The sequence below is a fragment of the Agrobacterium sp. 6Ca8 genome (assembly GCF_055382765.1).
The window spans coordinates 2,040,001-2,054,514 of the sequence record NZ_AP026434.1 but is presented as its reverse complement, the minus strand read 5'-3'; the positions used below and the strand labels follow the sequence as shown (position 1 = coordinate 2,054,514).

At 58.0% G+C, this 14,514-nt stretch carries 12 protein-coding genes; 6 read left to right on the top strand and 6 right to left on the bottom strand.

The features are described 5' to 3' along the window. The first annotated feature begins 7 nt into the window (after positions 1–7). From ACZ5A6_RS23540 to ACZ5A6_RS23525, 4 genes are all read left to right on the top strand, one after another. Positions 8–1,393 carry an FAD/NAD(P)-binding protein gene (locus ACZ5A6_RS23540; RefSeq protein WP_035199806.1) on the top strand — a complete coding sequence of 462 codons (1,386 nt, stop codon included), beginning with the start codon at positions 8–10 and terminating at the stop codon, positions 1,391–1,393. 416 nt (positions 1,394–1,809) lie between these two features. Continuing rightward, the gene (locus ACZ5A6_RS23535; RefSeq protein ID WP_003511636.1) at positions 1,810–2,205 is read left to right on the top strand and encodes a RidA family protein; all 396 of its coding nucleotides are present in this window, start codon (positions 1,810–1,812) and stop codon (positions 2,203–2,205) included. A 32-nt stretch (positions 2,206–2,237) separates the two neighbouring features. Next, complete coding sequence (locus ACZ5A6_RS23530) at positions 2,238–3,326, top strand: D-TA family PLP-dependent enzyme (RefSeq protein WP_003511637.1); 1,089 nt, start codon at positions 2,238–2,240, stop codon at positions 3,324–3,326. Positions 3,327–3,396: 70 nt separating this feature from the next. After that, complete coding sequence (locus ACZ5A6_RS23525) at positions 3,397–4,875, top strand: M81 family metallopeptidase (RefSeq protein WP_025595294.1); 1,479 nt, start codon at positions 3,397–3,399, stop codon at positions 4,873–4,875. A gap of 12 nt (positions 4,876–4,887) precedes the next feature. On the opposite strand, the gene ACZ5A6_RS23520 is transcribed toward ACZ5A6_RS23525, so the two are convergent. The 6 genes from ACZ5A6_RS23520 to hutI form a co-directional block, all read right to left on the bottom strand. After that, positions 4,888–5,457: a HutD/Ves family protein gene (locus ACZ5A6_RS23520; protein ID WP_464111425.1), complete on the bottom strand. Its 570-nt coding sequence runs from the start codon at positions 5,455–5,457 to the stop codon at positions 4,888–4,890. Positions 5,458–5,500: 43 nt separating this feature from the next. Further along, entirely contained in the window at positions 5,501–6,508 is a 1,008-nt protein-coding gene (locus ACZ5A6_RS23515) for an alpha/beta fold hydrolase (protein ID WP_464111424.1), read from the bottom strand. 245 nt (positions 6,509–6,753) lie between these two features. After that, a complete protein-coding gene (hutU, locus tag ACZ5A6_RS23510; protein WP_025595291.1) occupies positions 6,754–8,427 on the bottom strand; it encodes a urocanate hydratase in 1,674 nt (557 codons plus the stop codon). After that, positions 8,424–9,242 (bottom strand): N-formylglutamate deformylase, encoded by an 819-nt coding sequence (gene hutG, locus ACZ5A6_RS23505; protein WP_112291753.1) that lies wholly within the window; start codon positions 9,240–9,242, stop codon positions 8,424–8,426. Before hutG ends, hutU begins: the two co-directional genes overlap by 4 nt. Position 9,243: 1 nt before the next feature. Continuing rightward, on the bottom strand, positions 9,244–10,779 hold the full coding sequence (gene hutH, locus ACZ5A6_RS23500) for a histidine ammonia-lyase (RefSeq protein WP_065662380.1): 1,536 nt from the start codon (positions 10,777–10,779) through the stop codon (positions 9,244–9,246). Next, on the bottom strand, positions 10,776–12,035 hold the full coding sequence (hutI, locus tag ACZ5A6_RS23495) for an imidazolonepropionase (RefSeq protein WP_112291752.1): 1,260 nt from the start codon (positions 12,033–12,035) through the stop codon (positions 10,776–10,778). Before hutI ends, hutH begins: the two co-directional genes overlap by 4 nt. A gap of 115 nt (positions 12,036–12,150) precedes the next feature. On the opposite strand from hutI, the gene ACZ5A6_RS23490 reads away from it, so the two are divergent. After that, the gene (locus tag ACZ5A6_RS23490; protein WP_065687999.1) at positions 12,151–13,497 is read left to right on the top strand and encodes a formimidoylglutamate deiminase; all 1,347 of its coding nucleotides are present in this window, start codon (positions 12,151–12,153) and stop codon (positions 13,495–13,497) included. A 48-nt stretch (positions 13,498–13,545) separates the two neighbouring features. Next, positions 13,546–14,271 (top strand): histidine utilization repressor, encoded by a 726-nt coding sequence (gene hutC, locus ACZ5A6_RS23485; protein ID WP_464111423.1) that lies wholly within the window; start codon positions 13,546–13,548, stop codon positions 14,269–14,271. The last annotated feature ends 243 nt before the right edge of the window (positions 14,272–14,514 follow it).

Genomic DNA, 14,514 nt, shown 5'->3' with positions numbered 1-14,514 from the left:
GGAATAAATGTCCTATGATGTCGCTATCGTCGGTTCGGGTTTCTCGGCCATCTGTACCGCCGCTCATCTCTTATCATCCCTGCCCGGGGACGCGTCGATCGCCATTGTCGGCGACGAGTCGGATTTCGGGCGCGGTACGGCCTATCGTACCGAGTTGCCCTATCACCGGCTCAATGTGCCCGCAGGGCGGATGAGCGTATTCCCCGACAGGCCGGATGACTTTCTCGATTGGCTGACGGAGAATGGGCTCGGCAATGATCCATTGGCTTTTGCCTCACGTGGCGATTACGGCCTCTATCTCAGGGACAGGCTCGCCAGTCTACTGAGAAGCCGGGATCAGCGGGCGAGGGTGGACTTCATCCGTGCCAAGGCTTCAGCCTGTCGCTCGGATGGCAATGGCGGTTTCTCTTTTGCACTGGAGAATGGTGAGAAGCTACGGGCGAAAAATGTTGTCTTATGTCTTGGTGTCGGCGCGGCAAGTTTGCCGGTGCAAACTCTGACGAAAGATGACGACGCGCCGCATCGCATCATCGGGCATTGCTGGCAGTCTGGATGGCTGTCGAAAGTAAAGGCGGGGGACCGCATCTGTATTCTGGGTTCTGGCCTGACGATGATAGATCAGGTCCTGACGCTTCGAGGAAAGGGACACCGTGGCCCAATCCACGTATTGTCCCGCCGCGGACTTGTGCCGCATCCACATATCAGCCCGCCACGGTCGCCAGCTGATCCGCGCTTACCAGAAGGTTCGACCGAGATCAGCCGGCTAGTGCAGGCTCTGCGTAAGCAGGTGAAAGATGGTGCGCCGTGGCGTACTGTCATGGATGGTCTACGGCCGAAGACCCAGCTGCTTTGGCAGAGCCTGACATCTGAGCAGCGAAGCCGGTTTCTTCGGCATGCCTTGCCCTGGTGGAACATTCACCGGCACCGAATCGCGCCCGAAGTGCATAAGGCTTTTGAAAAGCTATTATCTGACGGCGTTCTAGAGATTCACGCCGGTTATCTCCGCTCTCTCGACGAGCAGGACGAGGGGATCGCCGTACTCTATCGCCGTCGGCATACGGAGACGCTTAGAGAGTTTCAGGTCGATTGGGTCGTTAATTGTACCGGAATGGAGAGGGCGGGGATCGGTCATTCACGACTTCTGGAAACCATGCGGGACGATGGCGTGCTTTTGCTCGACGCCTTTGGTCTTGGGGTCGAGGTCGATGGCCAGTCGCGCTTGTCAAGCGCGGACGGGCAGGTCTGGCCTGGCCTGTTTGCCGCCGGGGCGCTGACGGCGGGCCGCTTTTGGGAGATAACCGCCGTGCCGGATATCCGCGTGCAGGCGCAAAAGATCGCGCAAGCTGTCACGGACAGAGTGGTATCGGACCGGCGGGTTTCGGCACACGGTTGATGTGAAGGAAAGAGCACTCGCGCAGTGCCAGGTCTTAAAGAGTTTGCGCTTGAGACTGTTCCTCTAACTTTTCAGATACTGAGGTTTGCCGCGGCTAACCTCTCTATTTCTCTCATCAGGCAACCATCCGAATGCACCGGGCTTCCTCATTACGCGATAGAGCTAAGGGTTAGTAAGAGCCTTGGCTCAGCCAATAACCGCTTCCATAGATCGCGACAGACAATAGTTTTTGAGTCTCATCATTCGGTTCGACAACGTGCGGCGATACGAATATCTCAACGTGACGTCCATCCGTCCGCGAGTTGATGATTTACATAATTGCTAAATTATTTACATCACGTGTGGAATATTGATGCAAAAAGAGCTATTAAACCCTTAAAAATACGATTTCCATGAAAATTATTTGCGAGGCATCTATGGAAAAGCAGAAACTGGTACGATTCGAGACGGCTGACGCTCAGGCTGGCGGACAGCGCAGGCCTTTTGCCAAGGCCGTGCGGGCCGGTGATTTCGTCTATGTGTCTGGACAGGTGCCAACCGTCGATGGTGAAGTAGTAACTGGCGGCATTGTGGCTCAGACCGAGCAGGTTGTGGCCAATATCATGGATGTTCTGGCGCTTGCGGATTGTACACTTGCCGATGTCGTCAAGGTCAATGTCTGGCTGGATGATGCTCGGGATTTTTCGAGCTTCAACGCGGTCTTCCAGAAATATTTCATCGATCATCCACCGGCACGTTCAACCGTGCAGTCGCCCCTGATGGTCGATGCGAAGGTTGAAATGGATGTTATCGCCTATAAGCCACTGGTTTGATTGCCAATTTCCGATTCTGAGAGCGTTTGACAATGACCTACCCCTGGCCTGACGAAGGCACCCCACTCGATGCGATCTCGACGCCGATGCCCGTGATCGACGAGGACCGACTTGCCGCCAATATTGCGCGGGCGCAGTCCTATCTTGATGGACATGGCATGGCTTTTCGCCCCCATATCAAGACACATAAGATACCAGCCATTGCGAAGCAGCAGCTTCAGGCGGGCGCCATCGGCATCAATTGCCAGAAGGTCAGCGAGGCGGAAGTTTTCGCGGATGCCGGTTTCGACGACATCCTCATTACCTACAATATCCTCGGCGTGGCGAAACTCTCGCGGCTGAGGGCATTGAATGCGCGTTTAGGGCAGCTGAGCGTCGTTGCCGACAGTGCCGTGACGATTGCCGGCCTTGCCGGCACATTCGATGCGGAAAGACCGCTTTCCGTTCTTGTCGAATGCGATACCGGCGGAAAACGCTGCGGTGTGCAGACCCCGGAAGCCGTGTTGCAGCTTGCAGAAAAGATCGTCGCGGCACCGGGCCTCAATTTCAAGGGCATTTTGACCTATCCGGCACCCGGTGGCGCTGAAAAGGTGGAGAACTTCATTCGGAAAACCATGGCGTTGCTTGCGGAAAAGGGCATTGACTGCCCGGTTCGCTCCAGTGGCGGCTCACCGGATTTTTTCTCTGCTCACCTCGTTCCCTCCGCAACCGAATATCGGGCGGGCACCTATGTATATAATGATCGTTCGATGCTGCGCGCCGGACATTGCACCGCTGGCGACCTGGCAATGCATGTTCTTGCCACCGTGGTGTCGCGACCGACACCTGATCGCGCTGTGCTCGATTGTGGCTCCAAGGCTTTGACCTCCGATCTCCTTGGGTTCAGCGATTACGGGCTGATTGAAGGGTATGAAGGCGCGAAAATCATGTCGCTTTCGGAAGAACATGCGGTGGTCGATTTGTCGGGCTGCACATCGGGGCGGCCGGAAATCGGTGAGCTGGTCAAGGTTGTGCCGAACCACACCTGCGTCATTACTAATCTTTTCGACAGGATGGTTTTCCATCGAAACGGTATCGTGACGCGGGTGGAAGACGTCACAGCACGCGGCACCGTCTGGTAACATTACCCGGCTAATTAAATTGCAAAAAAATGCTGCTGAAAAGCGGGCATCGGCAACGAGAATGACAGTCATGCGCATATTCACGGCATCGCTTGCCACCGAAACCAACACGTTTTCACCCGTCCCGACGGACATGGACGCCTTTCGCGCGGCTTTTTACGCTGGGCCCGGCGAACATCCGGAAACGCCGACACTATGCTCCTCACCGGTACCAATTCTACGCCGGCGCGGCAAAGCGGAAGGGTTTACGGTAATCGAGGGTACCTCCTGCTGGGCGGAACCGGCGGGGCTGATACAGCGCCAGACCTATGAAACGCTGCGCGATACGATTCTCGCCGAGCTTGCCGCCGCACTGCCGGTCGACGCGGTAATTCTTGGTCTCCATGGCGCCATGGTCGCGCAGGGTTATGACGATCCGGAAGGTGATTTCCTGTCACATGTCCGCACGCTTGTTGGTCCCGACGTACTGATCGCGGCGGAATTCGATCCCCACAGCCATTTGACCCCTTTAAGGGTCCAAAATCTCGATATAATGGCGACGTTTCTGGAATTCCCGCATACGGATTTTGAGGAACGTGGTGAGCACGTCGTTGAACTGGCACTTCGCACCCTGCGCGGAGAAATCAGGCCGGTTATTTCCACTTTCAATTGCCGCATGATCACCATTTACCCCACCAGCCGCGAACCGATGCGTTCTTATGTTGACCGTTTGAAGGCTTTGGAGGGTAAGGACGGCGTGCTGTCTATTTCCGTCATTCACGGTTTCATGGCAGGCGATGTACCAGATATGGGCACGCGTATCGTCGTCGTGACAGATAATGACAGGGCAAAAGGCGACGCACTGGCCGAAAAACTCGGCCATGAGCTTTATGCCATGCGCAAGTTGACTGCCATGCCGATGCTCGACACGGAATCGGGTCTCGACAGGGCTCTCGCCATTCGTAGTGAGCATCCGGATATGCCGGTCGTGGTGTCGGATATATGGGATAATCCCGGTGGCGGCGTTGCGGGTGATGCCACCCATATTCTGCGGCGCATGGTGGAGCGCGGCATGGACAATATCGGTGTGGCAACGATCTGGGATCCGATTGCTGTGTCTTTCTGTCACGCGGCAGGCGAGGGGGCGGAGATTGATCTGCGTATTGGCGGCAAATCCAGTCCCGAAGGTGGCGAGCCGCTCGATTTCCGGATCAGGGTCATGCGCACTGCAGAAGCAGGGTGGCAGAGTTTCCGAAATAGCCGCGTCACGCTCGGCCGCGCCGCCGTCGTTCGACCGGTCGGAACGGAAATCGATATCATTCTCATTACCAGCCGCACGCAAACTTATGAGCCGGATATCTTTTCCAATCTCGGCATTGATTTTGCCAGGAAAGACGTGCTGCTGGTGAAGTCCACCAACCACTTCCATGCGGGTTTTGCGCCGGTCGCTTCCGAGATCGTTTATATCGCCGCGCCCACTTCCTATCCGACCGATCCGGCCACAACCGCCTATCGCAAGGCAAGCCTCCAGCTATGGCCACGGGTGGCCGATCCGCTGGGGTTGGACTGAGGCTGCGGCGCTTCAGATATCTTGTAGCGTGATCAGAAAGAATATGCCTTCACCATGATCTGCCTCGATGGTGAACGGCACGCTTTCCGTGATGAAAACGCTATCCAGCTTCTCCAGCCGGGCTGGGTCGTTGTTGACGGCGACCGTCAGAGGATCGAGCGCGAGGATCAGCCTTGTTCCCGTTGCCGCTTGCATCGAGCGGCTGCCGGATAGTCTTTGCACGCCGTGGGCGAAGGATGAGCGGCGCGTCATGATGTTCAGGTCGACTATCGCGCCGTCCATCAGGGTCGCATCCACGGGAACATCGGCGGCAAAGGGCAGGGGGGTACTCTTCGTCGTCAGCGCCACCGGCTCATGACCCGAAATAGCGAGTGCAAGGCCGTTTCCCTCGATAATCGCAAGCGTGCGGTCTATGCCGGGGAAGCTGGAAAATGGTCCGTCCTGAGCAACGGTCGCCATGCTGACGCGCCAGTCGAATGCATCCACGGAAGCACCCGGCGGATGGATGGCGATTTCCACCGTAACGCCGCCGCCATTTTTCCACGGCATGGTTTTGTATTCGGAAGCGCGTAATATTCTCATGTGATGTCCAGAATCGGGTCGTTAAGGGGGCGGGGGCGGAAGTTTATGATCCGCGATCATTCTCGATGCGTCGCTCAATCGTTTTTTGGACCGCCTTTAAATCGGATGGCCCGCCGGCAACCTTTTCGATCGCGGCAATGGCAAGGTCACTGGCGACATAGTCAGATTTATGCCCGAGATTGTGCACGACGATCAAAGTGGAGCCGCGAATATCTCTGGCGAGATGACGGGAATGCACCTCTGGCGAGACGATCGTGTCCGTATCACCGGTTATGATGACGGTTGGTGCCGCGATGCGCCGATACTCCGAGGAAGCTCCGCGCGCCCATTCATTGAGAGCCGCGACCTCCTGCGCATTGTGCCGAAAGGCTCTGGGCCGCAGGGCCGCCACGGAATGCGTTGCTTCCACATAACCGGCTGGTCTGGAATTGGGTGCAAAAACACCGCGCGTTGCCTGATCCAATGCCAGGAGGCCGGCGGGCGGAGCAATGAAGGTGCTGAACAGCGGACCGGTAAAGGGCGCATTTGCCGCTGTGTAATACCAGGCGATGCCACCCTCCCATGGATAGACAGCGGGAGAAAGGAATACGAGGCCCGCGACCATCTCCGGATGACGGACCGCAAGCGATGCCGCGATGGCGCCGCCAAAGGAATGTCCGACGATAATCGCTCTCGGGACGCCTCGCTTTTTCATAAGCTGGGCAATGGCGTCCGCCTGTCCATCCGGGAGAATATTTGCCTTGCCGCCGATATCCGAATTGCCGTGCCCTGGCCTGTCGACAAATAGCAGTTTTGCACGGCCTCTCAGCTTTTCGAGAAACGAAAACATCGGATCATAGAGACTGGCGCTTGCGCCGTGAATGAAGAGGATCGGCGGAAGCTCGGCGCTTTTTCCCGGCTCGACCAAGATGCTGTTCAGCTTGTAGCCGCCCACATCGATCCGCACGGGAACATTTTGCTGCTTTTCGGACGCCACGGCATTCGTAGCGGAAACCGGAAGAAGTGCCCCGAGCAGGAGGGTAAAGGCAAGCGGAAGGAACCTGTACGCCATTCTTTGATCTACCATGTCCTTCATGCCTGCCTAACGGTTAGCGCGGCTTTCAAACGAGCATACAGTCGGTCGGTTAAAAACAGCAACGTAAGAAAGCCGCAGACAGACCAGAAGTTCCACCGGCCGCCGACAGCGGCGTCGAAACTGATGCGGCACCGCTGTCGGCACTGTACGATGGGTGGATCGCGGCTCTCTTCCCGGATCAGATAAACGGCGCAGCCTGAAGACTGCGCCGAGTTTTTTCTTTAGTTACCGAGAATGCCAGGCAGTCGCAGACCCTGCTCTTTTGCGCATTCCACGGCGATTTCGTAACCGGCATCGGCATGGCGCATGACGCCGGTTGCCGGGTCGTTCCACAGCACGCGCTCTATGCGGCGGGCCGCGTCATCGGTGCCGTCGCAGCAGATGACCATGCCGGAATGCTGGGAAAAGCCCATGCCGACACCGCCGCCGTGGTGCAGGGAAACCCATGTCGCGCCGGATGCGGTATTGAGCAGCGCGTTCAGCAGCGGCCAGTCGGATACGGCATCCGAACCGTCCTGCATGGCTTCGGTCTCGCGGTTCGGCGAGGCGACGGAGCCGCTGTCGAGGTGGTCGCGGCCGATGACGATCGGAGCGCTGAGCTCGCCGTTCTTGACCATTTCGTTGAAAGCAAGACCGAGACGATGGCGATCACCGAGGCCAACCCAGCAGATACGCGCCGGCAGGCCCTGGAAGGCGATGCGCTCGGCGGCCATATCAAGCCAATTGTGCAGGTGCTTGTTGTCGGGCAGCAGTTCCTTCACCTTGGCGTCGGTCTTGCGGATGTCTTCCGGATCACCCGATAGTGCCGCCCAGCGGAACGGGCCGACGCCGCGGCAAAACAGCGGGCGGATATAGGCCGGAACGAAGCCCGGGAAGGCGAAAGCGTTTTCCAGCCCTTCTTCTTTTGCCACCTGGCGGATGTTGTTGCCGTAGTCGAAAGTCGGAATGCCCATGTCCTGGAAGGCAATCATCGCTTCGACATGTTCGCGCATCGAGGCACGGGCAGCTTTTTCGACGGCTTTCGGGTCGCTCTCGCGCTTTTCCTTCCACTTGGCCATCGTCCAGCCCTTCGGCAGATAGCCGTTGATCGGGTCGTGCGCCGAGGTCTGGTCGGTTACCATGTCTGGACGGATGCCGCGGCGGACCATTTCCGGCAGGATTTCAGCGGTGTTGCCGAGCAGGCCGACGGACTTCGCCTCACCGGCGGCGGTCCAGCGCTCAATCATCTCCATCGCCTCATCAAGAGTTTCGGCGCGGGCATCGACGTAGCGGGTGCGCAGACGGAAATCGATCGAATCGGGATTGCATTCAATGGCAAGGCAGCAGGCACCGGCCATCACGGCGGCAAGTGGCTGGGCGCCGCCCATGCCGCCAAGGCCGCCGGTCAGAACCCATTTGCCTGTGAGATCGCCGTTATAGTGCTGGCGACCGGCCTCCACGAAGGTTTCGTAGGTGCCCTGCACGATGCCCTGGCTGCCGATATAGATCCACGAACCGGCGGTCATCTGGCCGTACATGGCAAGACCCTTTTTATCCAGCTCGTTGAAATGATCCCATGTCGCCCAGTGCGGCACGAGGTTGGAGTTGGCAATCAGCACGCGCGGCGCATCCTTGTGGGTGCGGAACACGCCGACCGGTTTACCGGACTGGACCATCAGCGTTTCGTCTTCGTTGAGGTCGCGCAGGGTCGCGACGATCTTATCGAAATCCGCCCAGGTGCGGGCGGCACGGCCGATGCCACCATAAACCACCAGCTCGTGCGGGTTCTCGGCCACTTCAGGATCGAGATTGTTCATCAGCATGCGCAGCGGCGCTTCTGTCATCCACGATTTCGCGGTCAGCTCGGTTCCACGCGCAGCGCGGACGTCGCGGATATTGTGACGAGGATTGGTCATTTGGTTCCCCTTTTGGTGTGTGCGAGTGTCAGCGCAGTCGTTTCGATGCGCGTGAGAATGTCTTTCAGGTGGATACGAAGCTTGGTGGCCTTGGCGTCGTCATAGGCAAACGGCAGTGCCTCTGTCGTTAGATGGGTGGATTGCGCCAGTTCCATCTGGATGGCGTGCACGCCGGTTTCGGGCTTTCCGTAGTGGCGTGTCGTCCAGCCACCCTTGAAGCGACCGTTGAGAATGCTGGTGTAACCTTCTGCCGCAGCGGTCGCTTCGACCGCCATTGTCTCGATGGCTGGGTCGCAGGTCCTGCCCATATCCGTACCGATGTTGAAATCCGGCAGCTTGCCTTCGAACAGGAACGGGATATGCGAGCGGATCGAATGGCAATCATAGAGAATGGCGATGCCGTGAATGGCCTTAACCCGCTCGATTTCCGCGGCAAGGGCCGCGTGATAGGGTGCATGAAACGTTTCCAGCCGAGAGACTATGTCGTCCTGATTCGGTTCCTGCCCCTCATTCCAGATCGATTTGCCGTCGAAATCGGTTTCCGGAACAAGGCCCGTGGTGTTTTGTCCTGGATAGAGGCTAATGCCTTCAGGATCGCGGTTGGCATCGATCACATAACGATGAAAGGTGGCGCGAACCGTCGTCGCGTCTGGGAGCAGATCCGCGTAGAGATCATGAATATGCCAGTCGGTATCGGCAAGCATCTTGCCGTTGTCGTTCAAGCGTTGCCAAATCGCTGCGGGAACATCGGTGCCGGTGTGGGGCAGGCCGAGAATGACGGGCGATGTGCCTTCTCTAATATCGAAGACGCGCATCTTACGCCTCCAGCTTCGGAAGAATGCCGTCGGAAATCACGGACACAAGAGCGCCGGTAGCAATAAGGTCGGATGCCGCCTTCAGATCGGGTGCCATATAACGGTCCTCTTCCAGTGAAGGGATCGCCTGACGCAGCACGGCGATTGCCTTTTGCAGCTCCGGGCTGGTTTTCAATGGCCCACGCAGCTCAACGCCCTGAACCGCCGAAAGCGCCTCGATGCCGAGGATGGCGAAAAGATTCTCCGTCATCGGTAGCAGGCGGCGCGCGCCGTGGCAGGCCATGGAGACATGGTCTTCCTGATTGGCTGAGGTTGGCGTCGAATCGACCGAAGCCGGATGAGCCATCTGCTTGTTCTCGCTCATCAGCGCAGCGGAGGTGACTTCGGCAATCATCAGGCCAGAATTCAGCCCCGGTTTTTTCGATAAAAATGCCGGAAGGCCATAGGATAGAGCCGGATCGACAAGCAGTGCCACGCGGCGTTGCGCGATCGCGCCGATTTCGCAGATGGCAAGCGCCGTCTGGTCGGCGGCAAATGCCACCGGTTCAGCGTGAAAGTTGCCCCCGGATACAACGGAATTGTCGGAAAGGACCAGCGGATTGTCCGTCACGGCATTGGCTTCGATTTCAAGCGTGCGGGCTACCTGTCGCAGAAGATCGAGGCAGGCGCCGTCCACCTGCGGCTGGCAGCGGATGCAATAGGGATCCTGAACGCGCTCGTCGCCTTCGATATGGCTGACACGGATTTCGGATCCTTCCAGCAGGTTGCGCAGTGCAGCCCCCGCATCGATCTGGCCCTTGTGGCCGCGCAATGTGTGAATATCGGGATGGAACGGAGCCGAAGAACCCATGGCGGCATCGGTGGAAAGCGCACCTGTTATCAGCGCTGCCTGTGCCGCGCGGTGAGCGCGGAAAAGACCGGCAAGCGCCAGCGCCGTCGAGGTTTGCGTGCCGTTGATCAGCGCCAACCCTTCCTTGGCGGCGAGCACGACCGGGGTCAGCCCGGCTCTAGTGAGAGCTTCGCCGGCGGGCAGAAGCGTACCTTCATAGAAAGCCTCGCCTTCGCCCATCATCACGGCGGCCATATGGGCAAGCGGTGCGAGATCGCCCGACGCTCCGACCGAACCCTTTTCCGGGATGGAAGGGATGACACCCTTTTCCAGCATGTCCTCAATCAGCCGCACCAGTTCCAGCCGCACGCCGGAGGCGCCGCGACCAAGCGAAATCAGCTTCAGCGCCATGATCAGGCGCACGACATTTTCCGGAAGCGCCGCACCGACGCCGCAGCAATGTGACAGGATGAGGTTACGCTGCAGCGTCGCCACATCGGCTGCGTCGATCTTGATCGAGGCGAGTTTGCCGAAACCGGTATTGATGCCATAGACCGGAGCGTTGCCGGCGGCGATCTCGGCGATGCGGGCCGCTGCTTTTTCTATGCCGGCATCGAACGAACGGTCGAGTTTCGCTCTGCCGTTATCCCAGTAGATTGCGGCAAGTTCAGCAAGGGTCACATTGCCGGGGTGAAGCGTGATAGTCATGGAGAAACCTTCTGTCCCTTGAAAATGCGGGCGTGGAGCGGGTTGAAGCCGATGCGGTAGACAAGTTCAGCCGGGCGTTCGATATCCCAGATGGTGAAATCAGCGGATTTTCCCGCTTCCAGCGTGCCGGTTTCCGCAAGCAGGCCGAGCGCCTTTGCGGCATTGCGCGTGGTCGCCGTCAGGCATTCCTCCACCGTCATGCGAAAAAGCGTGGCACCCATGTTCATGGTCAGCAACAGGGAAGTCAGTGGTGAGGTGCCAGGATTGCAATCGGTAGCCAGCGCGATGTCAGCGCCTGCATCGCGCAAGGCCTGAACCGGGGGCAGCTGTTTTTCCCGGAGCGCGTAAAAGGCCCCGGGCAGAAGCACGGCCACCGTTCCCGCTTTAGCCAGTGCTTCTGCACCGGCCTCATCAAGATATTCCAGATGATCGGCGGAAAGCGCACCGTAGGATGCGGCAAGCTCCGTACCGCCGAGGTTGGAAAGCTGTTCGGCATGCAGCTTGACGGGAAGACCGTACTGTTTTGCCGCCTCGAAAACCCGGGTCATTTCCTCAACGGAAAAGGCGATGCCTTCGCAAAAACCGTCAACCGCATCCGCCAGTCCCTCCGCATTGGCTTTTTCCAGCCCCGGCAGAACCACGTCCATAATGTAGTCGGCGTTACGGCCCTTATATTCGGCCGGTGTCGCATGCGCGGCCAGGTAGCTGGTGACGATTCTAACGGGCCGTAGTGTCTCAAGTTTGCGGGCGACGCGCAGCATTTTCAGTTCGGTTTCGATATCAAGACCGTAACCGGATTTTATTTCGAGGGTCGAGACACCCTCCGCCAGAAGCGTATCCAGACGGGGCAATGCCTGTGCCACCAAAGCCTCTTCCGAGAGGGCGCGCGTGTCGCGTACCGAAGAAACGATACCACCGCCCGCTTTGGCGATCTCCTCATAGGTCGCGCCATTGAGGCGCATTTCGAATTCCATGGCGCGGTTGCCGCCGAAGACCAGATGTGTGTGGCAGTCTATCAGGGCCGGGGTGATCCAGCGTCCCTCACAATCGGTTATCTCGTCGGCCGTTGCCAGGTCGGCGGGCAGATCGCTTTCAGCGCTGGCAAAGACGATGCGGTCGTTGCGTATGGCAATGGCAGCATTTTCGATAGCGCCGATGCCTTCCATGGTAGGATCAAACGTCGCCAGCCGGGCATTGCGCCACAATGCGGTAGCGTCACCCGTCGCCATTCCCTTTGTATATTTGTTCCCTGGCATTTGCTTTTCGCCTTTCTTTTATGTGCCAAATGTATATACATAATAATCACGTTGGCAAGCCGCAATTTCGTATGCGACGTCGGCTTGTCAGAAGAGATAAAGAGGAGAGGGTGGCATGACGGTAATTCACGCGGGCGCAGCACTTCTGGCTGATGGGTGGGTGCAAGATGTTCGCATCCACTGCATGGGCGGTGCTGTTTCGTCCGTCGAAACCGGTGTTTCTTCGCAGCCGCAGGATGAACGGCACGCCGTTATCGTGCCAGCAATGCCCAATCTCCACAGCCATGCCTTTCAGCGGGCCATGGCAGGGCTTGCGGAAATTCGCGGGCCTGCCGATGACAGCTTCTGGAGCTGGCGCACGGTCATGTACAAATTCGCTCTGTCGATGACACCGGATCATGTCGAGGCCGTTGCTGCCCAGCTTTATATGGAAATGCTGGAAGCCGGTTTTGGACGGGTCGGTGAATTTCATTACCTGCATAACGATATGGATGGTTCGCATTACGGCAATATCGCCGAAATGGCCGAACGTATCGGTGCCGCCGCCTCGCAAACGGGTATCGGCCTGACTTTGCTGCCGGTATTTTATGCGCATTCCGGTTTCGGCGGTCAGCCGCCGATCGACGGTCAGAAACGTTTCATCCATTCGCTCGACAGTTACGAAAGGCTCATGCAGGGCGCCCAAGCAGTGGTGAATGGGCTTCCGGGTGCAACGCTCGGCATCGCGCCGCACAGTCTCCGTGCCGTAACTGGTGAAGAACTGGCGGCGATCGAACCGCTGGCGAAAGGCGGCCCGATCCACATTCATGTGGCGGAGCAGGTCAAGGAAATCGAGGACTCGCTCGCCTTTTCAGGTGCGCGGCCGGTGGAGTGGCTTTTGCAGAATGCGCCGGTCGATGATCGCTGGTGCCTTATCCATGCGACGCATATGACAGAAGCCGAAACCCGCCGCATGGCAAAAAGCGGTGCCGTTGCCGGCCTTTGCCCCATCACCGAGGCCAATCTTGGCGACGGCATCTTCCCCGCTCCCGGTTTCATCGCGGAAGGCGGCCACTACGGTGTCGGTTCGGATTCCAACATTTTGATCTCCGTGCCGGAAGAATTGCGGATGCTCGAATATTCGCAGCGCCTGTCGCTTCGGGCGCGCAATGTCATCGCCGATGCCGGCCGTTCCACGGGCGAGAAACTGTTCCAGCAGGCGCTTCAAGGCGGTGGCAGGGCGCTGGATTCAAAAAATCAGATAGAAGCCGGGAAAAGCGCTGATTTTGTCGCGCTTGATTGCTCGGCCGTTCCCCATCTTCCGGCATCCCAGATTCTCGACCAGTGGATGTTCGCGAGTAGCGTCCATGTCGATACCGTCTGGGTGCGCGGTAAAAAACTGGTGCAAGCGGGCCGGCACGTCCATCGCCGCGAAATATCGGATCGCTTCAACAAGGTCATGGCCGAACTTGTCGATAGCTGATATGCGCTCGATAGGAACGACATCGAGCCGTTGGAAGGCATTGCGGACGTGACGAAAGCATCGGCCGGGCAAACCCTGCACCAGCGAATCCTCGGTGATATAGAGGGCCGGATCGTATCGGGCGAATGGCCGCCGGGTCACCGGTTGCCTTTCGAGGTTGATCTCGCCGCCCACTACGATTGCTCCCGCATGACCGTCAACAAGGTCATGGGCCAGCTTGTGAAGGCCGGCTTGATCGAGCGTCGCAAGAAATCCGGCAGTTTCGTTCGCCAGCCGCAGATTCAGTCCGCGGTTCTCGAAATCCACGATATCAGGGCGGAAGTCGAATCCCTTGGCCTGGAATATGGCTTCAAGGTCCTTAAGCGCACACAGCGTGTCGCAAAGCGTGGGGATCGGACAAGTCTCGATATTGCCACTGGTACATCGCTGCTCGATATCGTCTGCATTCATTTTGCGGGCACGCGGGAATTCTGCATCGAGCAGCGTCTCGTCAATCTGGCAACCGTTCCCGATGCCGCTGAAATCGACTTCACGGAGATTGCACCCGGACCCTGGCTTCTCGGCCATGTTCCCTGGAGCAATGCCGAACACCGCATCAGTGCCGAAACGCCCTCGAAAGATGTGGCACGCCTGTTGGGTATCTCCGACAGGCAGGCATGCCTTGTCGTGGAGCGGCGCACATGGAGCAATTCGGGTGCCGTCACCTATGTACGCTTCACCTATCCCGGCAATGCGCACGCTCTGGTCGCCCGTTTCAGCCCGTCTTCCGAATAAGACTGGGAAGGGCGCAATGCCTGCAATGTCCAAAGAGAGCGCCCTCGTCGTGTTAGGAAAAACCCTAGCTCCCGTCATGCAGCTCCGAAACGTTAAAATCTGTTAGTTTGTATGACTAATTTCAAACTATCTTTTAAAATCAATGCTTTGAATGTTTTTTTTAGAATTTGTATTTTGGCGTGTTGACTTGTTTGTGGGTGTTCTCTTATAAGTCCGCTCACTGAACGAGGGCGGCGGCGCTGC

Excerpts from the sequence above, each read along its gene's own strand:
- ACZ5A6_RS23540 (WP_035199806.1), top strand. The coding sequence starts at position 8 with ATGTCCTATGATGTCGCTATCGTCGGTTCGGGTTTCTCGGCCATCTGT.
- ACZ5A6_RS23535 (WP_003511636.1), top strand. The coding sequence starts at position 1,810 with ATGGAAAAGCAGAAACTGGTACGATTCGAGACGGCTGACGCTCAGGCT.
- ACZ5A6_RS23530 (WP_003511637.1), top strand. The coding sequence starts at position 2,238 with ATGACCTACCCCTGGCCTGACGAAGGCACCCCACTCGATGCGATCTCG.
- ACZ5A6_RS23525 (WP_025595294.1), top strand. The coding sequence starts at position 3,397 with ATGCGCATATTCACGGCATCGCTTGCCACCGAAACCAACACGTTTTCA.
- ACZ5A6_RS23520 (WP_464111425.1), bottom strand. The coding sequence starts at position 5,457 with ATGAGAATATTACGCGCTTCCGAATACAAAACCATGCCGTGGAAAAAT.
- ACZ5A6_RS23515 (WP_464111424.1), bottom strand. The coding sequence starts at position 6,508 with ATGGCGTACAGGTTCCTTCCGCTTGCCTTTACCCTCCTGCTCGGGGCA.
- hutU (WP_025595291.1), bottom strand. The coding sequence starts at position 8,427 with ATGACCAATCCTCGTCACAATATCCGCGACGTCCGCGCTGCGCGTGGA.
- hutG (WP_112291753.1), bottom strand. The coding sequence starts at position 9,242 with ATGCGCGTCTTCGATATTAGAGAAGGCACATCGCCCGTCATTCTCGGC.
- hutH (WP_065662380.1), bottom strand. The coding sequence starts at position 10,779 with ATGACTATCACGCTTCACCCCGGCAATGTGACCCTTGCTGAACTTGCC.
- hutI (WP_112291752.1), bottom strand. The coding sequence starts at position 12,035 with ATGCCAGGGAACAAATATACAAAGGGAATGGCGACGGGTGACGCTACC.
- ACZ5A6_RS23490 (WP_065687999.1), top strand. The coding sequence starts at position 12,151 with ATGACGGTAATTCACGCGGGCGCAGCACTTCTGGCTGATGGGTGGGTG.